27 protein-coding genes are annotated in these 23441 nt (G+C 38.4%); 17 read left to right on the forward strand and 10 right to left on the reverse strand.

The genetic code is table 11. The features are described 5' to 3' along the window. Window positions 1–57: 57 nt before the first annotated feature. Window positions 58–1350 carry an aminopeptidase P family protein gene (locus T8I65_RS01485; protein WP_322301737.1) on the forward strand — a complete coding sequence of 431 codons (1293 nt, stop codon included), beginning with the start codon at window positions 58–60 and terminating at the stop codon, window positions 1348–1350. An 87-nt stretch (window positions 1351–1437) separates the two neighbouring features. After that, entirely contained in the window at window positions 1438–2217 is a 780-nt protein-coding gene (locus tag T8I65_RS01490; RefSeq protein WP_322301738.1) for an alpha/beta hydrolase, read from the forward strand. A gap of 483 nt (window positions 2218–2700) precedes the next feature. Here T8I65_RS01490 and thiL read toward each other — a convergent pair whose 3' ends face one another. Next, window positions 2701–3756, reverse strand: coding sequence for a thiamine-phosphate kinase (gene thiL / locus T8I65_RS01495; RefSeq protein ID WP_322301739.1), 1056 nt, complete (start codon window positions 3754–3756; stop codon window positions 2701–2703). A 216-nt stretch (window positions 3757–3972) separates the two neighbouring features. Between thiL and T8I65_RS01500 the strand changes: the two genes are divergently transcribed. The 12 genes from T8I65_RS01500 (at window position 3973) to hflX (ending at window position 13694) form a co-directional block, all read left to right on the forward strand. Next, window positions 3973–4302 carry a HesB/IscA family protein gene (locus T8I65_RS01500; RefSeq protein WP_141876569.1) on the forward strand — a complete coding sequence of 110 codons (330 nt, stop codon included), beginning with the start codon at window positions 3973–3975 and terminating at the stop codon, window positions 4300–4302. Between the two features lie 51 nt (window positions 4303–4353). Further along, entirely contained in the window at window positions 4354–5799 is a 1446-nt protein-coding gene (sufB, locus tag T8I65_RS01505; protein ID WP_322301740.1) for a Fe-S cluster assembly protein SufB, read from the forward strand. Window positions 5800–5823: 24 nt separating this feature from the next. Then, complete coding sequence (locus T8I65_RS01510) at window positions 5824–6204, forward strand: hypothetical protein (RefSeq protein ID WP_322301741.1); 381 nt, start codon at window positions 5824–5826, stop codon at window positions 6202–6204. Between the two features lie 52 nt (window positions 6205–6256). Continuing rightward, the gene (sufC, locus tag T8I65_RS01515; RefSeq protein WP_322301742.1) at window positions 6257–7006 is read left to right on the forward strand and encodes a Fe-S cluster assembly ATPase SufC; all 750 of its coding nucleotides are present in this window, start codon (window positions 6257–6259) and stop codon (window positions 7004–7006) included. A 46-nt stretch (window positions 7007–7052) separates the two neighbouring features. After that, window positions 7053–8366, forward strand: coding sequence for a Fe-S cluster assembly protein SufD (gene sufD / locus T8I65_RS01520; RefSeq protein WP_322301743.1), 1314 nt, complete (start codon window positions 7053–7055; stop codon window positions 8364–8366). Between the two features lie 20 nt (window positions 8367–8386). Further along, window positions 8387–9625, forward strand: a complete 1239-nt coding sequence (locus T8I65_RS01525) for a cysteine desulfurase (RefSeq protein WP_322301744.1) — start codon at window positions 8387–8389, stop codon at window positions 9623–9625. 91 nt (window positions 9626–9716) lie between these two features. After that, entirely contained in the window at window positions 9717–10148 is a 432-nt protein-coding gene (locus tag T8I65_RS01530; protein ID WP_322301745.1) for a hypothetical protein, read from the forward strand. A gap of 37 nt (window positions 10149–10185) precedes the next feature. Then, complete coding sequence (locus T8I65_RS01535; RefSeq protein ID WP_322301746.1) at window positions 10186–10608, forward strand: SufE family protein; 423 nt, start codon at window positions 10186–10188, stop codon at window positions 10606–10608. Between the two features lies 1 nt (window position 10609). Further along, entirely contained in the window at window positions 10610–10933 is a 324-nt protein-coding gene (locus T8I65_RS01540; protein ID WP_026914726.1) for an iron-sulfur cluster assembly protein, read from the forward strand. 9 nt (window positions 10934–10942) lie between these two features. Further along, window positions 10943–11455 carry a DUF2480 family protein gene (locus T8I65_RS01545; RefSeq protein WP_322301747.1) on the forward strand — a complete coding sequence of 171 codons (513 nt, stop codon included), beginning with the start codon at window positions 10943–10945 and terminating at the stop codon, window positions 11453–11455. Between the two features lie 2 nt (window positions 11456–11457). After that, window positions 11458–12354: a DUF3078 domain-containing protein gene (locus T8I65_RS01550; protein ID WP_322301748.1), complete on the forward strand. Its 897-nt coding sequence runs from the start codon at window positions 11458–11460 to the stop codon at window positions 12352–12354. A gap of 116 nt (window positions 12355–12470) precedes the next feature. Beyond that, window positions 12471–13694, forward strand: coding sequence for a GTPase HflX (gene hflX / locus T8I65_RS01555; RefSeq protein WP_141879154.1), 1224 nt, complete (start codon window positions 12471–12473; stop codon window positions 13692–13694). On the opposite strand, the gene T8I65_RS01560 is transcribed toward hflX, so the two are convergent. Next, the gene (locus T8I65_RS01560) at window positions 13695–14609 is read right to left on the reverse strand and encodes an oxidoreductase (RefSeq protein WP_322301749.1); all 915 of its coding nucleotides are present in this window, start codon (window positions 14607–14609) and stop codon (window positions 13695–13697) included. Window positions 14610–14684: 75 nt separating this feature from the next. Here T8I65_RS01560 and T8I65_RS01565 point away from each other — a divergent pair, with 75 nt between their 5' ends. Continuing rightward, window positions 14685–15416, forward strand: coding sequence for a hypothetical protein (locus tag T8I65_RS01565; RefSeq protein WP_322301750.1), 732 nt, complete (start codon window positions 14685–14687; stop codon window positions 15414–15416). Here T8I65_RS01565 and T8I65_RS01570 read toward each other — a convergent pair. Then, window positions 15406–16212, reverse strand: a complete 807-nt coding sequence (locus tag T8I65_RS01570; RefSeq protein ID WP_322301751.1) for an NAD(P)H-binding protein — start codon at window positions 16210–16212, stop codon at window positions 15406–15408. The two genes, T8I65_RS01565 and T8I65_RS01570, sit on opposite strands and share 11 nt — an antisense overlap. Continuing rightward, window positions 16213–18501 (reverse strand): M20/M25/M40 family metallo-hydrolase, encoded by a 2289-nt coding sequence (locus tag T8I65_RS01575; protein WP_322301752.1) that lies wholly within the window; start codon window positions 18499–18501, stop codon window positions 16213–16215. It abuts the gene before it with no gap. A gap of 155 nt (window positions 18502–18656) precedes the next feature. Here T8I65_RS01575 and T8I65_RS01580 point away from each other — a divergent pair, with 155 nt between their 5' ends. Beyond that, on the forward strand, window positions 18657–19124 hold the full coding sequence (locus T8I65_RS01580; RefSeq protein ID WP_322301753.1) for a CBS domain-containing protein: 468 nt from the start codon (window positions 18657–18659) through the stop codon (window positions 19122–19124). On the opposite strand, the gene T8I65_RS01585 is transcribed toward T8I65_RS01580, so the two are convergent. From T8I65_RS01585 to T8I65_RS01610, 6 genes are all read right to left on the reverse strand, one after another. Next, on the reverse strand, window positions 19118–19549 hold the full coding sequence (locus tag T8I65_RS01585; protein ID WP_322301754.1) for a DUF4174 domain-containing protein: 432 nt from the start codon (window positions 19547–19549) through the stop codon (window positions 19118–19120). The genes T8I65_RS01580 and T8I65_RS01585 overlap by 7 nt on opposite strands. A gap of 47 nt (window positions 19550–19596) precedes the next feature. Beyond that, window positions 19597–19944, reverse strand: coding sequence for a hypothetical protein (locus T8I65_RS01590; protein WP_322301755.1), 348 nt, complete (start codon window positions 19942–19944; stop codon window positions 19597–19599). Between the two features lie 49 nt (window positions 19945–19993). Next, window positions 19994–20932 (reverse strand): hypothetical protein, encoded by a 939-nt coding sequence (locus T8I65_RS01595; protein WP_322301756.1) that lies wholly within the window; start codon window positions 20930–20932, stop codon window positions 19994–19996. Between the two features lie 36 nt (window positions 20933–20968). Continuing rightward, complete coding sequence (locus T8I65_RS01600; RefSeq protein WP_322301757.1) at window positions 20969–21481, reverse strand: hypothetical protein; 513 nt, start codon at window positions 21479–21481, stop codon at window positions 20969–20971. 190 nt (window positions 21482–21671) lie between these two features. Further along, a complete protein-coding gene (locus tag T8I65_RS01605) occupies window positions 21672–22070 on the reverse strand; it encodes an ExbD/TolR family protein (RefSeq protein ID WP_322301758.1) in 399 nt (132 codons plus the stop codon). 182 nt (window positions 22071–22252) lie between these two features. After that, window positions 22253–22924, reverse strand: coding sequence for a hypothetical protein (locus tag T8I65_RS01610; protein ID WP_322301759.1), 672 nt, complete (start codon window positions 22922–22924; stop codon window positions 22253–22255). 176 nt (window positions 22925–23100) lie between these two features. Between T8I65_RS01610 and T8I65_RS01615 the strand changes: the two genes are divergently transcribed. After that, window positions 23101–23433 carry a single-stranded DNA-binding protein gene (locus T8I65_RS01615; RefSeq protein ID WP_141876589.1) on the forward strand — a complete coding sequence of 111 codons (333 nt, stop codon included), beginning with the start codon at window positions 23101–23103 and terminating at the stop codon, window positions 23431–23433. Window positions 23434–23441: the final 8 nt, after the last annotated feature.

Genomic DNA, 23441 nt, shown 5'->3' on the forward strand with positions numbered 1-23441 from the left:
TTTAATGGCTTTTGGAGTCAAATCCCTTAATTTTGAAGAAATTGAAAAATACTGTTTATGAAATATGATCGAATAGATTCGAAACTCTTTATAAAGAACCGTAAGAACTTTATGGACAAGATGAAGTCTAAAAGTCTGGCGGTTTTTAATTCAAATGATATTTATCCAATTGGGGCAGACAGCACGATGCCATTTCAGCAAAACAGAGACCTCTTTTATTTAAGTGGAGTAGATCAGGATGAGAGTATCCTGGTCCTGTTTCCAGATGCTCCGGAAGAGAAGCACAGGGAAATCCTGTTTCTGACTGAAACGAATGAACATATTGCGGTTTGGGAAGGAGCTAAACTTACTAAAGAAGATGCGTTTGATGTGAGTGGTATTCGCACAGTTTACTGGATGAAAGACTTTGAAAAAGTATTTTTTGAAGTAATGACTCAGTGCGATACGGTATACTTAAATACAAATGAGCACTATCGCGCCAATCATGATACCCAGACCAGGGATGATCGTTTTATCAAGTGGTGTAAGGATAAATATCCTGCTCACCAGGTGGCGAAAGCTAACCCGATCCTGCAAAGGCTAAGGTCTGTCAAAGATCCTATCGAACTTGATCTAATGCAGAAAGCATGTAACATTACTGAAAAAGCTTTCCGCAGAACTTTAGGTTTTGTAAAGCCTGGAGTTTGGGAATACGAGATCGAAGCGGAGTATTATCATGAAATGATTCGTAACAGGTCCAAAGGTTTTGCATATACACCAATTATCGCCAGCGGTAACAGTGCCAATGTTTTGCATTACGTTGAAAATAATAGACAGTGTAAAGCGGGTGACCTTATCCTTCTTGATACAGGAGCAGAATATGCTAATTATTCCAGTGATCTAAGTAGAACCATTCCAGTTTCAGGTCGATATTCAGATCGCCAGAAGGAGGTTTACAATGCTGTAAATAAGGTAAAAAAGGAAGCAACCAAAATGCTGGTTCCGGGAACTATGTGGAAAGAATATCATGTTGAGGTTGGTAAGATGATGACTTCTGAATTACTTGCGCTGGGACTTCTGGACAAAGCAGATGTTCAGAATGAAGATCCAGACTGGCCGGCATACAAGAAATATTTTATGCACGGTACTTCCCATCATATCGGGCTGGATACTCATGACTACGGAATTTTGACAGAACCTATGGAAGCAAACCAGGTATTTACCGTAGAACCGGGAATCTACCTTCCTGATGAAGGCTTCGGAATTCGTCTGGAAGATGATGTAGTGATCCAGGAAAAAGGAGAGCCTTTCAATCTAATGGGAAATATCCCGATCGAGATCGAAGAAATCGAGGAGATAATGAATTCTTAGAAAAGTATTTAGAAACTGAAGTTTAGAAATACCGTGAATACCAGACTGCAAATCCTGGGATTCACGGTATTTTAATTTTACACTATTATGAAACTACAATATAAAGACAACGAGATAATTTATACGATTACAGGAACTGGAAACACGAACATTCCTTTGGTCTTGCTCCATGGTTTCTTGGAAGATATGACAATCTGGGATCAGTTCATTGAAGGCCTGGGAGAGGAACGGCAAATTATTTGCATAGACTTACCCGGTCATGGAAGGTCAAAAGATTTTTCAGGATCGCATAGTATGCAGGAAATGGCAAATATTGTAGCTGCTGTTCTAAAAGATATTGGAGTACAACAAGTTAGCCTAGCAGGTCATAGTATGGGTGGCTATGTTGGTTTGGAATTCCTCGATAATTTTCCTATGATGTTGAAAGATATCATGTTGATAAATTCTACACCTGCTGAAGATACTGTAGAACGAAAAAAAATTCGGGACAGATCTATAGATATTGTGGAGACCAACAAGGATGCTTTTATAAGTATGGCAATTTCCAATTTGTTTTCTGCGGAAAGTCGGGTAGTTTTTAAGGATGAAATTGATCGCTTAAAACAAGCTGCTTACAGGCTGAATATTGAAAATATACAGCAAACGCTGAAAGCGATGCGAGATCGAAAAGATCATACTGCAAGTTTGAAAAAATTTAAAGGAGGTAAGATGATTGTTGCCGGTGAGGATGATACGCTAATCGAAATTGCTGATATTCAGAAGATGGCAAGAACAACGAATTCAGATTTGATCATTCTTGAAAAGGGTCATAATTCCTGGATGGAAATGTCAGAAAAATTATACAAAACCATGCTTTTTATCGATTAATTTAACCTTTTAATCGAAACATTAACTTTTTTTTATACTTTAGAGTCTTAGAAATCAGAAATTTATACACCTATGAATAAAAAACACTTTAGCTCGTTCTCTATTACAAAGGTTCAATGCAACTTGTTTAGTCATAAATTAAAAGTTTCTAAAAACATCACGAACCATGTTCACGAATACCAATGCTGCAGATGCGGCATGGAAATGACCGATACGGCTGACGGACTACTCGCAAGACTTACACCAAAATTCAAAGAAACCAACGCCTATCTGGCAAAAATCCATCAGAAACGACAGCAGGCTTTTTACGCGGAAGCTTCTTAGCAGTTTCAGTTTAGTTCGCTGCTACTTCTGATCTGTATTTTTAGAATATCTCTCTTTCTGGCTAAATCAAGATAAAAATACTGTATTGACTTGTTCAATAATAGCCTGTACCCAACCAAATAAGATGATAACATACTGGCCGAAAAGCCGTTTCGGAAATTAATCTTCTTCCTTATCCATTGAATTCCAACCTCTGGCGATTAGTGGTAATTTTTGATTTGCGCGGGTCACCAGGTGCATGCCTTCATTTTCTTCAGTCATATGACCTATTACCGTTAGATGCGGGTTTCCTTTGATCTTATCGTAATCTTCCTGCGCAATGGTAAATAATAATTCGTAATCTTCACCACCGCTTAAAGCGATCGTAGTACTATCGATGTTGAATTCCTCACAAACTGAGATCACAGCAGGATCCAGCGGAATCTTCTCCTCATAGAGATTGGCGCCTACTCTTGAATTCTTGCAGAGGTGGATGATCTCAGAGGACAAGCCATCACTGATATCGATCATAGAATTTGGCTTTACACCAAGATCGCTCAGAAGCTTAGCGATATCCTTTCGGGCTTCAGGTTTTAATTGTCTTTCAATAAGATAGGTGTACTGCTCAAGATCTGGCTGAGAATTTGGATTCGCTTTAAAAACCTGTTTCTCACGCTCCAGTACCTGAAGACCCATATAAGCAGCTCCAAGATCACCGGTTACCACGAGAAGATCGTTAGGTTTAGCACCATCCCTGTAAACAATATTCTCCTTTTTGGCATGACCAATTGCCGTAACGCTGATCATAAATCCCGATGTAGAAGAAGTGGTGTCTCCACCAATAACGTCGACATTATAAACTTTCGATGCTAATTGTACACCGGCATAAAACTCTTCCAGCGCTTCTACCGGAAACCTGTTCGATACAGCGATAGAAACTGTGACCTGGCTCGCAGTGGCATTCATTGCATAGATATCAGATAAATTAACCATCAGGGCTTTGTAACCCAAATGTTTTAGTGGCATATAAGCAAGATCAAAATGAACACCTTCAATCAAAAGATCTGTGCTTATTACGGTTTCTTCAGCATCAAATTGCAGAACAGCAGCATCATCTCCAATAGCTTTTATCGTAGAATCAAGTTTTGGACTAAAATGCTTGGTTAAGTGTTCGATCAAACCGAATTCACCTAATTCTGAAAGGTTCGTCTTACTTTCCTGACTATTATCAAACATGCAATGAAAATTTAGACTGCAAAAATACAAGAATAAAATGCAATTCAGAAGAAAGCATGAAAAGCTTCTGAAGCCGCAGAAATATTGCCTTGGTGACTACTGGAATTTCGATCGAAGACTTCTATGATTCAATTCTTAAAACATATTCCTAGTCTATGGTAAACCGCTTGTTTTATAGTATATTTGCACTCAATTTAGAATTAATCTTTATAGCTTATGATTAAAGTTAGCGAAGAGGCTAAAAAGAAAATTTCCGTCCTCATGACCGAAGAGGGTTTTAATGCTACGGCAGACTATGTTCGGGTTGGAGTGAAGAGCGGAGGATGTTCTGGTTTGTCTTATGAACTTACGTTCGACAATAGCCAGGCTGAAGGCGATAAGGTCTTCGAAGATAACGATGTAAAGATCGTTGTTGACAAACGCAGTGTACTTTATCTGGCTGGAACTATTTTAGAATATTCCGGAGGATTAAATGGAAAAGGTTTTGTTTTTAACAACCCGAACGCACAAAGAACCTGTGGATGCGGTGAAAGTTTTTCACTGTAAAAATTATGTATCGGTTACTACCGATCTTTAATTTAATTAGAATTACGAAGAATGGCATATACTGAAGACGATTTAAAGAAAGAGCTCGAAACCAAGGAATACGAATACGGATTTTATACAGATATAGAATCTGATACTTTTCCTGTGGGCTTGAACGAAGATATCGTAAGAGCAATATCCAAGAAAAAGGAAGAGCCGGAGTGGATGACGCAATGGCGTCTGGAAGCTTACCGGGAATGGGAGAAAATGGAAGAGCCGGACTGGGCTAATGTAAATTACCCAAAGCCAGATTTCCAGGCGATCTCATATTACTCAGCTCCAAATAAGAAACCGAAGTACGATAGTCTTGATGAGGTGGATCCGGAATTACTTGATACCTTTAAAAGGCTGGGGATTTCTCTTGATGAGCAAAAAAAATTAGCCGGTGTTGCAGTTGATGTAGTAATGGATTCAGTTTCTGTAACTACTACTTTTAAAAAGACGCTTGCTGAAAAAGGAATTATTTTCTGTTCTATTTCTGAAGCGATCAAGGAACACCCAGAACTTGTTAAAAAATATCTTGGAACCGTGGTTCCGCAGAAGGATAATTTTTACGCTGCCCTCAACTCGGCAGTATTTAGTGATGGTTCTTTTTGTTACATTCCAAAAGGTGTTCGATGCCCAATGGAACTATCCACATACTTTAGAATAAACCAGGCAGGAACCGGGCAGTTTGAAAGAACACTGGTTGTTGCAGATGAGAGCAGTTATGTAAGTTACCTGGAAGGTTGTACTGCACCATCCCGTGATGAGAACCAGCTGCACGCAGCAGTCGTGGAGCTTATCGCTTTGGATGATGCTGAGATCAAATATAGTACGGTACAAAACTGGTTCCCTGGAAATAAAGAAGGAAAAGGTGGAGTTTTCAATTTTGTAACTAAACGTGGACTTTGTGAAAAAGGGGCGAAGATTTCCTGGACTCAGGTAGAGACAGGATCAGCAGTTACCTGGAAATATCCAAGCTGTATTCTGAAAGGTGATAATTCGGTAGGAGAATTTTACTCAATTGCTGTGACCAATAATTTTCAGCAGGCAGATACCGGAACTAAGATGATTCATCTTGGTAAGAATACTAAGAGTACGATTATCTCAAAAGGTATTTCCGCAGGAAAATCTCAGAACTCTTATCGTGGTCTGGTACAGATCAATGGTAGAGCCGAAAATGCCCGTAACTTCTCACAATGTGACTCCCTTTTAATGGGGAATGAGTGTGGAGCTCATACCTTCCCTTATATTGAGGTTAAAAATAAATCTGCTCAGGTAGAGCACGAGGCTACAACCAGTAAGATCGGTGAAGACCAGATCTTCTATTGTAACCAGCGTGGTATAGATACTGAAAAAGCAATCGCATTGATCGTAAATGGTTTCAGTAAAGAAGTATTGAACAAACTTCCTATGGAATTTGCAGTAGAGGCTCAGAAATTATTAGAGATCTCGCTGGAAGGTTCAGTAGGATAATTGATTCTGAAGACAACTTGATCGATGAGAAGGTTTTTTGAAATAATGATCGTGGCTATTTTGTTCGTATCCTGTCAGGATGATGAGCAAAAGGAACTGAATACCGAACCTGTAACTTCTAATGTTCAGGATAGTCTGGAAGTGCTTCAGGGAGACTATGTGTATGTAGCTGATGCTGCTGTACTACGAGGAGAGAATTTCGTTTACGGTGTTAAACAGGATTCCGTTGCAATGCTACTTTCAGAAAAAGTAAGCGATCTGAAATCTGATGATTTTGAGATGATCCCGGTTCGTGTTAGAGCCAAGATCAAGGCCAATCCAAGATTGGAAGGCTGGGATGAGATCATCGAAATTAAGGAGATCCTGGAAATTTCAGGCGCCAGTTTTTCAGATTCAATAGAATAAATAAAAATAGAATATCAAACAGTCTGCTTCGGCAGATTCAGAAATAACAGACATGCTTAAAGTAAAGAATTTACACGCCAGTATTGAAGATAAAGAGATCCTGAAAGGAATTAACCTGGAAATCAAACCAGGAGAGGTTCATGCGATCATGGGGCCAAATGGTTCCGGGAAAAGTACCCTTTCTTCAGTAATCGCAGGAAGAGAAGAGTATGAAATGACTGAAGGTGAAATGATGTTCGAAGGGGAAGACCTGAACGAACTTGATCCTGAGGAAAGAGCTCATAAAGGAGTGTTCTTATCATTCCAATACCCTGTGGAAATTCCTGGTGTCTCTGTAACCAATTTTATTAAAACAGCGATCAACGCTCAAAGAAAGGCACACGGGCAACCGGATATGCCTGCGAATGATATGCTGAAAATGATTCGTGAGAAATCTGAAATGCTGGAAATCGACAGAAAATTCCTTTCCAGATCATTGAACCAAGGTTTCTCAGGAGGAGAGAAAAAACGTAACGAAATCTTCCAGATGGCGATGCTTGAACCAAAATTATCTATTCTTGATGAAACAGATAGCGGACTTGATATCGATGCTCTGAAGATCGTTGCAAATGGCGTGAACAAACTTCGCTCTAAGGATAACGCGGTATTGCTTATTACGCATTACCAGAGATTGCTTGATTATATCGTGCCAGACTACGTACATGTATTGGTGGAGGGAAAGATCGTAAAGTCTGGAGGAAAAGAACTTGCTTACGAACTGGAAGAAAGAGGATACGATTGGGTAAAGCAGGAAACAGTTTAATACTCGAGTCGAGAAATTGAATTGTTGAACTAGAAATTAGAATGTAATGGAATTGAAAGATAAATTGGTCTCGTCATTTTTAGCCTTTGAGGAAAATCTGGACCCGAACGAAAATCTGGATACTTTAAGAAATGAAGCGATCAAAAATTTTGAAAAGCTTGGTTTTCCTGGTAGAAAGGACGAAGACTGGAAGTATACCTCACTAAATTCGGTATTGAAACATGACTATAGTGTTTTTCCGAAGAAAGAAGATGCGATCGAGTATCGTGATATCAAGAAATATCTTATCCATGATATAGATACTTATGACCTGGTTTTCATCGATGGGATCTATTCTTCTCATCTATCGCAGACCACACACGATAAGATCGATGTATGTTTGATGTCTGCTGCGCTCAACAAGGACAAGTATAGTGCGGTAATTGAAAATTACTACAATAAAGTTGCTCCAAAAACAAGCCTCAATTCGCTGAATACAGCATTTGCCAGAGAAGGAGCTTTTATATATATACACAAGAACACTCAGGCAGATAAGCCTATACAGATCATTAACTTTGCTACTGGAAATGAGTCTGCTCTAATGTTGCAGCCTAGAAACCTGGTAGTTGTGGATGAGAATTCACATGTGCAGATCATCGAAAGGCACCAAAGTCTTACAGATCACCCGGTGCTTACCAACTCTGTTACCGAGATCTTTGCTGATAAAAGAGCAATTGTAGATTATTATAAGATTCAGAATGATAAAGCTTCAGCGTCTTTAATTGATAATACGTTTATCAATCAAAAATCTGAAAGTCACGTTTCTGTACATACATTCTCTTTTGGAGGGAAACTTACCAGGAATAATTTGAACTTCTACCAGAATGGAGAACGTATCGATTCTACCATGAAGGGAGTTACCATCATTGAGGACAAGCAGCACGTAGATCACAACACACTGGTTCATCATATCGAGCCTAATTGTGAAAGTCACCAGGATTACAAAGGAATCTTTGAGGACAAATCTGTTGGGGTTTTCAATGGGAAAGTTGTTGTAGAGAAGGAAGCTCAGAAGACGAACGCTTACCAGTCTAATAACAATATCCTTGCAAATGATAAGGCGACGATCAACTCAAAGCCACAATTAGAGATCTTTGCAGATGATGTACGCTGCAGCCACGGTTGTACAATCGGGCAGCTTGATGCAGAGGCTTTATTCTATTTGCAGTCCAGAGGTATTCCGCGTAAGGAAGCCAGAGGATTACTTATGTACGCATTCGCGAATAACGTACTGGAAAGTGTAAAGATTCCAGAAGTTAAGAAGCGTATTAACAAGCTAATCGCCAGTAAACTTGGAGTCGAACTAGGTTTCAATTTATAAATCAATAAAACTATACGAGGATGAGTCAGTCAACTCAGGTCAGAAAAATAGATGTTGAAACGATCCGTCAGGACTTTCCAATTCTTGGACGTGAGGTGAATGGCTATCCATTGGTTTATTTCGATAATGCTGCGACTGCACAAACACCTAAGCAGGTGATGGATGCTATTGTAGATTATTATTCGAATTATAACGCCAATATTCATCGTGGAGTTCATGCGCTTTCTCAGGAAGCGACAGATAAGTATGAGCAGGCCAGAATAAAAATTCAGCAACATTTTAATGCTGAACATGCTCACGAGATCATTATGACCTCTGGTACAACACATGGGATCAACCTTGTGGCGAATGGTTTTTCTACTTTACTGAAGTCTGGAGATGAAATCCTGGTTTCAGCAATGGAGCATCATTCGAATATTGTGCCCTGGCAAATGCTGGCTGAAAAGACCGGTGCTAAGCTGAAGGTTATCCCGATGAACGAGAAAGGAGAACTGATTCTTTCTGAATACAGAAATCTGATCAGTGATAGGACAAAACTTGTCTTTGTAAATCATGTTTCCAACGCCCTTGGAACCGTAAATCCAATTAAAGAGATTATCGATATCGCTCACGAAGCAGGTGCTGCGGTCTTAATAGATGGAGCCCAGGCATCGCCGCACATCAAAGCCGATGTTCAGGAGCTTGATATCGACTTTTATGTAGTTTCAGCGCATAAGATGTGCGGACCTACAGGTGTTGGAATGTTATATGGTAAACAGGAGTGGCTGGAAAAATTACCTCCTTACCAGGGTGGTGGTGAAATGATCGCTACAGTAAGCTTTGAAAAAACGACCTATGCTGGTTTGCCGCACAAATTCGAAGCGGGAACGCCGAACATTTGTGGTGGAATAGCTTTTGGAGCAGCCCTCGACTATATGAACTCTATTGGCTTTGAGGAGATCGCTTCTTACGAAGATGAATTACTTCAATATGCAACAAGAAGGCTGAAAGAGATCGAAGGAATGAAGATCTATGGGGAAGCTGCCGAGAAGACGGCGGTGATTAGTTTCAACGTAGAGGGATTACATCCATACGATATTGGAACGCTATTAGATAAAATGGGAATTGCTGTTAGAACAGGGCATCATTGTGCACAACCGGTAATGGATTTTTTCAAAATTCCCGGAACAGTAAGAGCATCCTTCGCATTTTACAATACGAAAGAAGAAATCGATACATTCATGGAAGCGTTGAAAAAGGCTTTGATGATGTTACAGTAATCGCGAACCTTCCTAATCAAATACAATATATTTAAAAGAGGCTCCAACATGGTGCCTTTTTTCGTAATATGCTTTATCCAAAATCCCAATTATGAAACTTTCAATACTATCTTTTATTCTAATGTTTTTCACTATTAATGACTGTTCTAATGAAGGTCAGGAAGAAATCAAATCTGTAAGCTATAAAACTTATACACGCGGATCTTCTTCCACTTATATGATCACTTCGGAAGAGATCAAAGTAAAAAGCACTGGAGTGGATGCAAAGGAAAATTCAGAAGCAATCTCAAAGCAAGATTGGGAGATGATCACTTCGGAAATTAAAAAAATCGATACAGCTAAACTGGAAGATCTTGAGGCGCCAACAGAGTCCAGAGCAAGTGATGCAGCTGCCCATGCTGAACTAAGTCTGATCATTGGAAATTCTGAATTTAATTCTTCCACCTTTGATCATGGGAATCCCCCTGAGGCTTTAAAACCATTGGTGCAGACTATTTTAAGATTGGCAGAAAATGTTGAATAGCAGGTTAGCATGTCGTACTTTTGTGCAAAATTGAGTTATGACGATTCAGGAAAAACAGAATGAAGTAATTGATGAGTTTGCAATGTTCGACGACTGGATGCAGCGTTATGAATATATGATCGAACTTGGGAAATCACTTCCGCTAATAGACGAAAAATATAAGATCGAAGAGAATCTTATAAAAGGATGTCAAAGTAAAGTCTGGGTTCATGCAGAGCTTGACGGTGATCGTTTGTTATTCACCGCAGATAGCGATGCGATCATTACCAAGGGAATTGTTGCGATCCTGATAAGAGTATTTTCAGATCAACATCCCTCTCAGATCATTGAAGCAAACACTCAGTTTATTGATGAAATTGGTCTAAAAGAACATTTGTCTCCAACCAGAGCAAACGGACTTGTAAGCATGATCAAACAATTAAAAATGTATGCTTTGGCATATCAAACACAATTGAATTAAGATGGAGCAGGAAATAAATACACAGGAATTGGGAGAGAAGATCGTTACAGTCTTAAAGACGATCTATGATCCGGAAATTCCGGTAGATATCTACGAATTAGGTTTGATCTATGACGTGATGGTATCTACAGATTATGACGTAAAGATATTAATGACGCTCACTACGCCTAACTGTCCGGTGGCAGAAACCCTTCCACTAGAAGTGGAAGAGAAAGTAAAGTCTCTGGATATGGTAAAAGATGCTGAAGTGGAGATCACTTTTGATCCACCATGGAGCCAGGATCTTATGAGCGAAGGAGCAAAACTTGAGCTGGGACTGCTCTAAATACACTTTATGGCTGAAGAAATCGTAAATAGAATCGCCGAAAGTAAACTGGTGACCTTTAATCTTGAAGATTTTTATCCAAAAGGGGAGCGTGTCGTTTTTGATATTAGTGACTGGTTACTCGAAGGCTTTGTGCTAAGAGAGAAAGATTTTAGAGAACAGGCGAAAAACCATGACTGGCAACAGTATAAGGGTGCTTATGTTGCCCTTGTATGTTCTACAGATGCGATCGTACCGTCATGGGCTTTTATGCTGGTAAGCTCATACCTGCAGGGTGTTGCTAAAAAGACCATTATTGGAGACCTGGAAAATTTGGAAAGTCATCTTTACCAGGAAGTGATCGATCGTCTGGATGTTAGTGATCTGGAAGATAAACCGGTAATAATCAAGGGATGTTCCAACAAACCAGTTCCAAAGAATGCTTATATAATGATTATGCAGAAACTACAACCCGTAGTTAAAAGCTTAATGTATGGAGAGGCTTGTTCTTCAGTTCCGCTCTATAAAAAACCTAGAAAATAGTAATGAAGAAAGTTTTATTCACAGCCGTTGCGTTGTTTTTATTTGGATCCTCCTTTGCACAGGTAGAAAATGACTCTATCCCACCCAATGGATGGCAAAAAGAAGGAAATGTTCAGTTATTATTTAATCAATCTGCCTTCAACAAAGAATGGACAGGCGGTGGAACTTCCAGTATCGCTGGAAATCTTACTGTAGATTACCAGTTCAATTATCGTAAAGATGATTTCACCTGGGACAATAGAATTCTCGGGAATTACGGACTTACGAAAGTAAAAGACGATGAATTTGAGCGCAAAACGAGTGACCGGCTCGAATTGAACAGTATCGCAGGGAAGCAGATAGAAGACAGGAATTTTTATTATTCATGGTTTTTAAACTTCAGAACTCAGTTTGCTAAAGGTTATGAATTTTCCGAAGATGCTGAAACCGGAGAAGCTATTAGAACTGAAACCACTCATTTTCTATCACCAGGTTATTTACAAACCGGTCCTGGGATGATGTATAAGAAAGGTGATAATTTTATGGTTAATCTAGCTCCGGCAACGGCAAGATTGATCTTTGTGGACAGTGACTTTACAAGCCGTGCAGGTTATGTAGATGGTGATTACTTTGGAGTGGATGAAGGAAAAAGTACCAGGTTCGAACTAGGCGCGGCACTTACCGGTTTCTTAAGCTATGAGATCCTTGAAAATGTTGAAATGGAGCATTCACTAGCTTTGTATTCTAATTATCTTGAGAACCCGGAGAATGTTGATATTGATTATTTGCTGAATCTGAACATGGGAATCAATGATTACCTTTCTGCCAACCTGATATTCCAGGCGATCTATGATGATAACGCTGTTGGAGCATTCCAGATTCGTGAAGTATTTGGAGTTGGTATCAACTTCGGATTCTAGAGAAAACCTATAGATTTATGAAAAGCCCGTGAACTTCACGGGCTTTTTCAGTTAAATTTTTGTTGAAGTATGGCGGCTTCGAATGCGGAAGCCATCTAATGATTATCTTTGTATTTATGATTGAAAAAACCGACCTGTCCTTTGAAAAAGCTGTTCTTGTAGGTATAGTTACCAAAGATCAGAACGAGGATAAACTTGAAGAATACCTGGATGAGCTGGAGTTTCTAACTTTCACCGCTGGTGGTGAAGTGCAGAAACGTTTTACACAGAAGATGGACATGCCGAATCCTAAGACTTTTATTGGAACCGGTAAGATGGAAGAGGTGCGTGAATTCGTGGCAGAACATGAAATTGGTGCTGTGATCTTTGATGACGAACTTACACCAGCTCAGCAGAAGAACATTGAAAAAATACTAAAAGCTAAAATTCTGGACAGGACTAACCTGATCCTTGATATTTTCGCACAGCGAGCAAAGACCAGTTACGCCCGTACGCAGGTGGAACTGGCGCAATATGAATACTTATTGCCAAGACTTGCCGGTATGTGGACTCACCTTGAGAGACAGCGTGGTGGTATTGGTATGCGTGGTCCCGGGGAAACAGAGATCGAAACCGACCGTCGTATCGTTAGAGATAAAATATCTTTACTGAAGAAAAAACTGGAAACCATCGATAAGCAGATGGAAGTACAGAGAGGTAACAGAGGACAGCTGGTTCGTGTAGCTCTTGTAGGATATACCAACGTAGGGAAGTCTACGTTAATGAATGCGATTAGCAAAAGTGAAGTTTTTGCTGAAAATAAATTATTCGCCACGCTGGACACCACGGTAAGAAAAGTGGTGATTCGAAACCTGCCATTTCTGTTAAGTGATACCGTAGGTTTTATTAGAAAACTGCCTACTCAGCTAGTGGAATCTTTTAAATCTACACTGGATGAAGTTCGTGAAGCAGATCTTCTCCTGCACGTAGTGGATATTTCTCATGCAAATTTTGAAGATCATATCGCTTCTGTTAATCAGATTCTTACTGAGATCGAAGCTTTAGGCAAACCAACCATTATGGTCTTCAATAAGATCGATGCTTACGAGCCTGAAGAGATCGAAGAGGATGATCTTGTAACCGAGAGAACTTCCGCGCATTATACGCTAAAGGAATGGAAGAAAACCTGGATGAATAAAATGGGCAATAACGTGGTCTTTATTTCGGCTACCGAAAAAGAGAATTTTGAACACTTTAGGAAAAGAGTATACGAAGCCGTTCGTGAAATTCATATCACACGTTTTCCATACAATAATTTCCTTTACCCGGAATATGATAAATACGGCGAGACTAAAGAATAGTTAGCTTAAAAATTTTATCCCGGTAAGATCTTCAGAAACAGCCCATAATTTTGCGGCTGTTTCTTTGTTTTTAGCCTGCCTGGCAATTTCAGCTTCTGCAGGCTTCCCTTTCATTTCTCTGAAACCATCAGGCCCAATATAGCTGCCACCAGACAATTCTTTATCTAAAGCTGCCTTGAGTGTAGGTTGCGCCCCTTTTTCCGCAGAATGAGAGATGAATGGTTGGAAGGGTTTGGCGATAAGCATAAGCCATCCCGGCAAATGTCGCATCAGTTCAGTAGAAGAAACACCTGGATGAGCGGCTAGTGAACTTACGTGGCTTAAAGAATTAACTTTTAGTCTTCGTTCCAGTTCCAGACTAAAGATAAGACAGGCAAGCTTGCTCTGCCCATAAGCTTTGAATTTTGAATAGGAGTTTTCACTCTGCAGATCATTAAAATCAATTTCAGCATTTTTGTGAGCGATAGAACTTAAGGTCACGATCCTGGAACTTTTCGAAGTAGTCAATTGTTCTTTTAATAAACCAGTAAGTAGAAAATGGCCTAAATAATTCACTCCTAATTGAAGCTCAAAATCATCTTCGGTTCTTTGATAAGGAGGCATCATCACACCAGCGTTATTTATCAGAAGATTAAGTTGATCATTTTTAGTTTTAAATTCTGAAGCAAAGGATCTTACCGATTCCAGACTTGCAAGGTCTAGTTCCTGTATCTCCAAATTAGCGTTTCCATTCCAGTTCATAATTTGTCTCCGGGCATCTTCAGCTTTTTCCAGGTCTCTGCAGGCCATGATCACCTTGAAGTCTTTCGCCGCAAGCGCCTTTGTAGTTTCGAAGCCCAGGCCGGCATTCGCTCCTGTTACAATTGCCGTTGGTTGTTCGTTACTAGATGTTTCTGAATACTGAAATTCGTTCATGGACGGTTTTTTTGATGCTACGGAAGGATTTTTTGAATCAATTATTTCTTATTTTTAAAAGATACAATGTATATCATGAAAAGTCTTCTACTCCTCTCAATTTTAGTATATAATTTGAATATGCAGGCTCAATCCCTTCAGGGTTCCTGGAAACTTGCTGCGGAAAATGGCAAGGCAGTGACCGGCAAAGAGGTAATTCGTATTTATGCTGATTCCTATTTTACTGAAGGTGCTAAAGATCCAGATTCCAATGAATTTCTCTGGGCACGTGGCGGGGAATATCATAAGAAAGACGATCAGGTTCGAATTGATTTTGACACGAGACAGGAAAAACCTTCAGCAGAATTAATTGCACATAAGATCCAATTCGAGGAGGAGAACAGTTTCAGTATAAAGCATGGCGAAACCATTCAGAAATGGATAAGAGTGTCAGGAAATAAAAATGAATTATCTGGAAATTGGGTGATTACGGGTAGAGAGAGAAATGGTGAAATGAACCGAATGACACCGGGTGATCGCAGAACTATCAAAATGCTTGGTGGCGATCGTTTCCAATGGGTAGCATTTAACTCGGCAACTGGAGAATTTTTTGGTACCGGCGGTGGAACTTATATTGCAAAGGATGGAAAATATGTAGAGAATATTGAATTTTTCTCCCGGGATGCCAGTAGAGTGGGAGCGAGTCTCGATTTTAATTTTAAAGTCGAAACGGCAATTGGATACATTCAGGAAAAAGTTCCAAGGGTGATCCTATTAAAGAGATCTGGTCACCGTATGCTGAAGCCTATTCCAAGAACTAATAAATAGAATGCTCGAATTTGAAATTCAGCTCATTTTGAAATCTAACTGAACTTACTATTTTACCTTCTGAAGATTTCTCATTGCTGAAATGAGGTGCTTCCAGTTCCCTATCCTGGGCTATTTTCGTATAATAATCTTCACGTGTAGGATGGTCTGGGTGTACCAGGTTAAATATACCATTGGTAGCAGGTTTCTCGATTAAAGCAATAATTGCTTTGATGCAATCACGACGATGTACGAGATTTACCGGGGCTTTTGGAGAACTAAGATCCTTTTTGCCAGAAAGCTGATTCACAGGATGACGATCATCACCTATCAAACCACCAAAACGTAGAATTTCAGTTTTAAAGTTTTCATTATTCAGCAACAATAATTCGGCATTACGTAACTGAACGGCTATATTGGAAGAATTATCGGTTTCAGTATTTTCATTGACCTCTGGAAAACCAGGTTCATTTTTATAGACAGAGGTCGAACTCACGAAAATGATCCTTGGACAATAACTTTTCTCCAGGTAAGGAACGATGGTTCTAACTTTCGAAACGAAGTCTGCTTCAGGATTTTTTCTAAGCCCGGGAGGGATATTCACGACAATACAGTCAGACTTGGATAGAAAAGACCTGATGTCTCCCTGTATTCCTTTTTCATACAATTTGATCGTGTAGGGAACGAGTCCGGCGGCGTGAAGATCACCAAACTTTTCATTTCTGGTAACTGAAGCTTTTACCTCATGGTTCAAGGCTCTTAATTCTTTTCCAAGCTCAAAACCAAGCCATCCACATCCTAAAATCGCAATCTTCATTTATTCCTTTATTCTTATGGTTTTCTTTAAAATTGTAGCATCATTCAAAACGAATGGCCGTGGAATCATATCCTTCGGTCTTTTTTCAAGCTTTAAATCTTCGTTATCGAAGAGATCGTAAGCCGATTCGTAAAGTACAAATTCTGGCTCATCTTCTGGTGCTATTGCGAATTCAATTCTCAAAGTATCCCGGTTTGACGCGTAATAAGTAAGAATTCGTTCTTTCCAGCGCTGCGTATGCATATTAAAATATTGTTGTCCTAATTGTTCATTTTCAGCTTTAAGATCGTTTACTCTAAACTCCTTAAAATCCACATCCTGGATTTCATATAATTCCAGGCGGTTTATGTCCCGATTTGGTGCGATCTTTAAGGAATAGGACTTCAAATTCGTTAATGTGTCGGTTTCGAGTTCTTCCAGTAGAATTGCAGGTTCAGGAATATAAACATCCGGAGCGCTGGATTTTCTTCGGAAATTACTGCCGTATTTACTGCTGAAATTGGATTCTGTCCCTGAATTTTCTGTGCCTACAGGAAAATAAGAGCTCGTCCAGGAATCTTCCATTTCATCATAACTATACCAGAAATTAGTTTGCTGGTCGAGATCCTTCAGATACACCAAACTATTAGGTTTAGGTCTTTCCGAAGAAAAGTCTGAGTAATAATGCGCTGTGAAAAGTAAAATATTAAAAACCAGAAAGCTTAAAACAGCAAATGACTTGAGTTTCCTGAAGTATCCAAAAAGCGGCAGCAGGAATAGAAACACCAAACTTACCAGAATTGCGGTGATGAAAAGGGTTTTAAGACCCAATGCGACCGGTAAACTCCAGATGAAAGGTAGAAGTAAAATAATAGCGGGAAAGCTCAGTAAGACCATTAAAATGCGGTTTGGTCTCTTTTGTCTTACCATTACAAAGAGTTGCAATAGTCCGAAGAATACAGGAATGATAAAATATGCAGCTCCTTTAAGATATATAGCAACTAGTGTACAGATCACCAGCCATAATGTAAGTGGCGCTATAAATATGGAAGCTTTATGTGAATGTTTGCGAAACCAATGGTAGGTTATAAAACTAATTGACAGGGAAAGAAAGATGATCAGGGCTATGTACCAGTAGCCGTTGTACGTAAACCCATGTTCCATTTCTGAGTATTCCGGGTAAATAAATAGACAGAACTGCCAGAACGCCCAGCTTAGAAAACCTGATAACCCAATGCTCATTAACATGGGTAAGAAGCCTTTAAATATTTCAGTAATACTCAGGCGGTCTCTTCGAATTCCGTAGATGACAAGGATGACGAAAATCGCCATGGCAACGATCAACATGGGCAAGATCCAGTCGAAAGGATATTTTACGAACTCCCCAAAAGGCAAATTGAAATATATAAGATCCCTGTCACTGGATAAATTTTTAAGATCTGCTTCGCTAAAATGGGCAAGCAGCGGCAAAAGATAGCTACCTTGATGAGCCAGGGTTTCGGGATCCAGATTTCTGGGAGTATCCTTCGCCGTATGATAGTCAAAATGATCATCTATAAAAGCGAAATTAAACCCGCTAATATTACCCTTTTCACGCAGGACGGTAAGATCTGTGTCGTTTGGAAGCATTTTATAAATACTGTAGGCTAGAGAGTTGCTAACTGGGTATTCGACCTTAACATCTGCAAAAGCTTCAATCAACTTGGCATTCTTGCCGTTAGTTTCCAGTAGCATAAATGGATTTCCACCGCTTCCCCTTGCTTCAAAATTAAGTGCTACCTGTACATCTTTCGCCCACGGATGATCCCTAACAAAGATTTCTGCGCCTATTAAACCAATTTCCTCTGCATCTGTAAAGAGCAAAATAATATCATTCTTAGGTTGAATTTCCCTTTCGCGGAATGCCCTGATACTTTCCAATATGGTAGCCACACCACTTCCTGCATCACTCGCACCTGGCGAAGAATGTGTAGCGCTGTCGTAATGAGTCATTAATACCAACGCATCACCATCTCCAGAACCTTTAATTCTTGCAAGGATATTTTGGGGTTTGCTTAAAATAGCACTGGAATTGAGAAAATAATCTTCCTGAGTTTGTACTTCCAGACCCATTTTCTGCAATTCCTGTACGATATAGTTACGAACTTTTGGATGCTCACTGCTCCCAACATAATGTGGTTGCTGTGCAATAGCTTCCACATGCTGGAAAGCTCTTGAAGTTGAATATTGATCTAAAGGAATTTCTTCGGAAAGCCTGGCCTGGGGAGCATCGAAATTAAAACTTAGCCAAACTGCTACAAAAATCAGCAAGAAAGCTATTAAGCCGGAAAATTTAGAGTTCATGCAATGAGGATCAAAGTTTTAAAGTTAATTAAGTTTTTGAAATATGAATAACAGAATAACTGTCATACGTAACAAATCGAAAAACCTTATATTTAAGTAATTGGTAATCAAATAAATAAATTATGGGTATTAAAAGTTTTATGGGTAAACGAGCGGAGCCTGAAAAGCCTGCAGAAGTTCCAATGCTGGTAAGAGATTATATGACCGAGAAGCTTATCACCTTCAGGGAGAATGAAAATATCATGGATGTCGTAGAGAAATTAATTAAACATGGTATCTCCGGTGGCTGTGTGGTGAATGACAGGAATGAATTGCTGGGAATTATTTCTGAAGGCGATTGTATGAAACAAATTTCTGACAGCAGGTATTACAATATGCCAATGACAGATCTCACGGTTGGGAAACGTATGATTAGTAATGTAGAAACTATAGATGGAAATATGAATGTTCTTGATGCCGCGAAGATCTTTATCGAAAAGAAATTCCGAAGATTTCCTATTGTGGAAAATAATCAGTTAATAGGTCAGATTTCACAGAGAGATGTTCTTAAAGCTGCTCTAAGATTAAAATCACACACCTGGAGTTATTGATCTTTTCTTCTAATTTCTGCCTTTCTCATAGGCATACCATCGATCAGGCTGAATAATTTTTCGGTTTGAACAATTTCTTGTTGCCTTAGTTTAATGCCTCCATCCAGTCCAAGGAGGAACACTTCAAATTTAGTTTTAGTGGAAATTTTTAGTTCGTCTTTTAAGGATGAACTTACCCATTCTGAATTTTCAGGAAAAATTGTTTTGTATTGATTTTTCTGAGCCTGGATTAGTATTAGTTTTCTTTCTGAAAGCTCTTTTGGTTCTTTCGTAAGTAATTTTAATTGCTTTGATACAAGATCTAATTCAGTTTCATTAGAATACACAACAATGATTCGATTTTCCCATTGGTATTGTTGCAGATCCTGCGCTTTTGAAGTCATTCCGTAGAAAATTAAAATAATGAGAAATGTGAGATTCCGCATATATCAAAAGTTAATCTTCTTTATTTGATCTTAAGTATAATAAAATTTCAATTTCTTCTCACCAATGCGTAAAAGTCATTTTCAAGCGGCAGATACCCCATATCATACACAAAGAAGTATTGCTTTCCAGTTTTGGTAGTATAAACGCTGGTGAAAAATTCAAAGTTAAATCCTCTAGAAAGTAATTTAGATTTAGCAACCGAAGTTTTATCACCGGGATTTAATTCCTGAAGTATCCGATAATTTTTTCGCAGCGAGTTATTCGTATTCCTGATGAGGTTACTTGCATCTTTATTCATCCTGTTGTGATATGCATTACGGCAATAATCACTACAGAATTTTTTATCTGTTCTTCCAACGATTTTTTCGTTGCACTCCTCGCAAGTCTTTTGCATAGGGAAATATACTAAAAAGCTTTTTTATATGGCTCAACACCATTGTTTTCTAGTAGAAAAGATGCGTATAATAGATGGGCATCCATACATCCTCATAGGTGCTTTTTGTAAAAATGGTTTCAGTTTGATCAACATTAATGTTTATATCGGTCTCGGTTACTGCAGAGGTATTCAGACTTATTTTCCATTCGTTATCATTCAGCTTTTCACCAACAATCTCTCCCTGTTCTACAAATGTAATATTAGCAATGCTCCCAGAAATACCTGTTACGACCTTATATTCTGAAAAGTTATCTGAATTAATCAAAAAATTGTTAGCATTTGGATCTACTTCAAAATATACGATGCGAGTAATTTCGTCGTCTACGGCTTCGGGAATAGGATCTTCATACTGAAGCAATTTGAAAACCAGTTTATTACCTGGCTTTACGTCCATCTCGAGATCGTTAGTATCTGGAATAGCATCAATCTGAAGTCTTGAGTTTTCGAAGAATGCATGGTAATTTTCAAGACTTTCATCAGTAGTTAAATGTGGACGGACAGATCGTTCAATAACATGAATATCATTCGTTTCGTCATACATATATTCCGCGCCTTCAATACTTAAATCTGTTATCGCGGTCGAAGGACAGCAACCTTCCGTAATAGCTTCTCCTTCTACCGAAAATGTAAATATTTCTTCATCTGCATACATCACCGAAAAATCAGCATCATTAAAAGTATAAATTACAAGAGTTTTCTGTTCATTCTTTTCAATAACCTGGAAATCGGCATCAAGATTATTAGAAGTTTCAACTACGGTTATCCCTTCAGAAGATGCTATGTTGTCAAAGATGTTTTCACCGGTATTGCTATCTATGATTTGAAAGTTTAAATCGGCATACCCAGCATCACAAATTGTTGCTGAACAGTCCTCATTATCATCTGTACCGCAGGATTGTAAAAAAGCTAAACTAAATAGTAGAAAATATGTTGTAAGAGATCTCATAAGATAGGTTTATTCTTAGTTGGTAAATAGTAAGATTTATTGCGGCTGAAATATTCCAGAATCCTCAAATTTTATACTTTCAGCAAATTCTTCTTCCCCTTCATTAATGGTGATATCTGCGGTTACATCGAAGCTTATATTCCATTTCATATTACCGATCTTTTGTGCAGTGATCTCACCAGATGTCGCTCTTCTGAAATCTGTAACAGGACAAAAGCAGGAACGTCTTAAATAGGTGTTGCTGACATCAAAATCATTGGTAGTTAGCTGAAAATCTTCAGTATTTGCAGCAAGTTCAAAATATAAATACTTATCCACACCGCTATCTGCAAGTTCTGGATCTGATGCTTTACTATAAGTATATTCAAAAACCAGCTGATCTCCATCAATAACTTCAACAAAAGTACCGAAGTCATTTTCACTGATTTTCAAGGCTGAATTTTCATGTACGATATATTCGACCGATTCTTTGATTCCTGTAGCGTCATCAGATTTATCACAGGACATTAGAATGATGGAAAGGAAGAGTAGAAGGCTATTTCTTTTCATAATTGAAGTTTGTAATTATTAGATGGCCATTTTCTGAAATGGTTGCGTTTAATCTGTGAAACAATCATGATTTCAGACTACGTGGTAGGAGAATGCTGCGCAGTTTTGGATTAGTAGCCTTCAATATTTATCTCAAATTATCACAGTTGCTGACTACTGCGAAATGAGTGCTCTGATCGTCAGTTTATTATTAATTTAAACTATTTATATCTATAGATTCAAACCAGTTTTTTCCATCGATGTTCATTTCTACAGTATCGAGCAAATATCTTTCCCGGCGGATATTATCACTATAAGCATTGCTCAACTTCTGATCCAGATCGATCAATTTGGCCATAGGTAGATTCTTATCTGCGAAAATTCTATATACGATCTGCTGATCAATTCTGAATGGTTTGTTTCTCACAATTTCTGAAACTTTTTGTTCAATATTTTCAATTTCAGTTCTTTCAGTTTCGACATAATAAGTTTCTTCAGCATTAATAAAGATATTGACATAAAACGGCTGGGTTTCCTGAGCTGAAGCTTGAGAAAGCATCTGACTTCCGAAGAAAGTGAACAGGCAGATAAGAATAGACTTGTGTATCATAAGGTTGTTGGATAGTTGGTTAGAGTTGATTATGAGATAATTATTATGGTGCTAAGTTTATCCGTTATCAAAATTTGCTATCAGAAATGAGTATTCATCTGGTCCATTATTCGTGTTTCTAATTTCTAAAATACATTTTTATGCAAAATCTCTCATTTGACCGGAAAGATGTTGGAAGTTTTTCACGTTATCCACTCTCTAATTTGAAATTCGCCTATAGTATCATTTTCTTTAGTGAGTAAATAATAATGGGTGCCACCGGACGAATTACCACTGCGGAATTTTATTAAATATTTACCTACTTTTATTTTGCTAGCCTTGTGCTTTGATACTTTATCATACGCAGAAAATTGTAATTCCTTCAGAACTAAGAAATTTAAATGATAAGATTTGAACGTTAGACTATCACGTTTTCCTTTCTCTATCTGTACAAGTTCCTTTTCCAATTTTTTTAACCGATCTAAATTCCATGATTCCTCTCCAGAATTTTTAATATCATTTTCAATTCTTTGCATTACATCACTTAAGCAATAAGAGAAAATCATATTTTCTTGTGTTATGAATAGCTTTTGAGAACAATTTATCGTGTCCATTTCTCTAGTTGACCAAACGCTTGTCATGCTAAAACTACTATCATAATTATCATCGGAAGTTCCTTTGAGGTCAATATGATCTTCAAAAATTGTGTCACCACTATATCTGTATATAACTTTAAGACTATCTGCAAATAATTTGGTTTCAGTTCTATTAGATTTTACTTCTTTTTTGATTTCATGTTGAACTTTATCATCGTCTTCGTGCGATTTACATCCTATAAAAATTAATACGATCAAAATTCCAGTAAGTATTCTCATCCCTGTTTAAAAATTATTAAAAAGTGTTCTCGAATATAATTTATACGTTTTCAAATGCTTACAAACGAAAGTAAACAACTACAAGTGCTTTACGACCGATTAGTCTTTGCTCTTCACTACATCTTTGTCCTGTTGAAATGAACGAATGATTTTCAACTGCAATAAAATCTTTAGTTATGAGCACTTTAAGAAACACAGTACAATTGATCGGGCATGTAGGGAATGAGCCTGAAATCGTAAACCTTGAATCTGGAAAGAAATTAGCCAAATTTTCGGTAGCCACCAATGAAAGTTATAAGAATTCAAAAGGTGAGAAAATAACTGATACACAATGGCACAATATCGTTGCCTGGGGCAAAACCGCTGAACTGGTTGAAAATTACGTTCCGAAAGGGAAAGAAATCGGAATCGAAGGAAAACTAACCAGCAGAAGTTACGAGGATAAAGATGGAATTAAAAGATATGTAACTGAAGTAGTTTGCCAGGAGCTCTTGCTACTCGGTAAATAGTAGATAGT

The organism is Christiangramia sp. OXR-203, assembly GCF_034372165.1.
Lineage (GTDB): Bacteria > Bacteroidota > Bacteroidia > Flavobacteriales > Flavobacteriaceae > Christiangramia.

What these genes read in the sequence shown, in the direction of transcription:
- T8I65_RS01550 (WP_322301748.1), top strand. Translation starts at nt 11,458, where the DNA reads ATGAAGAAAGTTTTATTCACAGCCGTTGCGTTGTTTTTATTTGGATCC.
- T8I65_RS01610 (WP_322301759.1), bottom strand. Translation starts at nt 22,924, where the DNA reads ATGAGAATACTTACTGGAATTTTGATCGTATTAATTTTTATAGGATGT.
- T8I65_RS01565 (WP_322301750.1), top strand. Translation starts at nt 14,685, where the DNA reads ATGAAAAGTCTTCTACTCCTCTCAATTTTAGTATATAATTTGAATATG.
- T8I65_RS01530 (WP_322301745.1), top strand. Translation starts at nt 9,717, where the DNA reads ATGAAACTTTCAATACTATCTTTTATTCTAATGTTTTTCACTATTAAT.
- T8I65_RS01600 (WP_322301757.1), bottom strand. Translation starts at nt 21,481, where the DNA reads ATGAAAAGAAATAGCCTTCTACTCTTCCTTTCCATCATTCTAATGTCC.
- T8I65_RS01525 (WP_322301744.1), top strand. Translation starts at nt 8,387, where the DNA reads ATGAGTCAGTCAACTCAGGTCAGAAAAATAGATGTTGAAACGATCCGT.
- T8I65_RS01595 (WP_322301756.1), bottom strand. Translation starts at nt 20,932, where the DNA reads ATGAGATCTCTTACAACATATTTTCTACTATTTAGTTTAGCTTTTTTA.
- hflX (WP_141879154.1), top strand. Translation starts at nt 12,471, where the DNA reads ATGATTGAAAAAACCGACCTGTCCTTTGAAAAAGCTGTTCTTGTAGGT.
- T8I65_RS01500 (WP_141876569.1), top strand. Translation starts at nt 3,973, where the DNA reads ATGATTAAAGTTAGCGAAGAGGCTAAAAAGAAAATTTCCGTCCTCATG.
- T8I65_RS01545 (WP_322301747.1), top strand. Translation starts at nt 10,943, where the DNA reads ATGGCTGAAGAAATCGTAAATAGAATCGCCGAAAGTAAACTGGTGACC.
- sufD (WP_322301743.1), top strand. Translation starts at nt 7,053, where the DNA reads ATGGAATTGAAAGATAAATTGGTCTCGTCATTTTTAGCCTTTGAGGAA.
- T8I65_RS01490 (WP_322301738.1), top strand. Translation starts at nt 1,438, where the DNA reads ATGAAACTACAATATAAAGACAACGAGATAATTTATACGATTACAGGA.
- T8I65_RS01585 (WP_322301754.1), bottom strand. Translation starts at nt 19,549, where the DNA reads ATGCGGAATCTCACATTTCTCATTATTTTAATTTTCTACGGAATGACT.
- thiL (WP_322301739.1), bottom strand. Translation starts at nt 3,756, where the DNA reads ATGTTTGATAATAGTCAGGAAAGTAAGACGAACCTTTCAGAATTAGGT.
- T8I65_RS01580 (WP_322301753.1), top strand. Translation starts at nt 18,657, where the DNA reads ATGGGTATTAAAAGTTTTATGGGTAAACGAGCGGAGCCTGAAAAGCCT.
- T8I65_RS01535 (WP_322301746.1), top strand. Translation starts at nt 10,186, where the DNA reads ATGACGATTCAGGAAAAACAGAATGAAGTAATTGATGAGTTTGCAATG.
- T8I65_RS01560 (WP_322301749.1), bottom strand. Translation starts at nt 14,609, where the DNA reads ATGAACGAATTTCAGTATTCAGAAACATCTAGTAACGAACAACCAACG.
- T8I65_RS01590 (WP_322301755.1), bottom strand. Translation starts at nt 19,944, where the DNA reads ATGCAAAAGACTTGCGAGGAGTGCAACGAAAAAATCGTTGGAAGAACA.
- sufB (WP_322301740.1), top strand. Translation starts at nt 4,354, where the DNA reads ATGGCATATACTGAAGACGATTTAAAGAAAGAGCTCGAAACCAAGGAA.
- sufC (WP_322301742.1), top strand. Translation starts at nt 6,257, where the DNA reads ATGCTTAAAGTAAAGAATTTACACGCCAGTATTGAAGATAAAGAGATC.
- T8I65_RS01570 (WP_322301751.1), bottom strand. Translation starts at nt 16,212, where the DNA reads ATGAAGATTGCGATTTTAGGATGTGGATGGCTTGGTTTTGAGCTTGGA.
- T8I65_RS01540 (WP_026914726.1), top strand. Translation starts at nt 10,610, where the DNA reads ATGGAGCAGGAAATAAATACACAGGAATTGGGAGAGAAGATCGTTACA.
- T8I65_RS01510 (WP_322301741.1), top strand. Translation starts at nt 5,824, where the DNA reads ATGAGAAGGTTTTTTGAAATAATGATCGTGGCTATTTTGTTCGTATCC.
- T8I65_RS01615 (WP_141876589.1), top strand. Translation starts at nt 23,101, where the DNA reads ATGAGCACTTTAAGAAACACAGTACAATTGATCGGGCATGTAGGGAAT.
- T8I65_RS01485 (WP_322301737.1), top strand. Translation starts at nt 58, where the DNA reads ATGAAATATGATCGAATAGATTCGAAACTCTTTATAAAGAACCGTAAG.
- T8I65_RS01605 (WP_322301758.1), bottom strand. Translation starts at nt 22,070, where the DNA reads ATGATACACAAGTCTATTCTTATCTGCCTGTTCACTTTCTTCGGAAGT.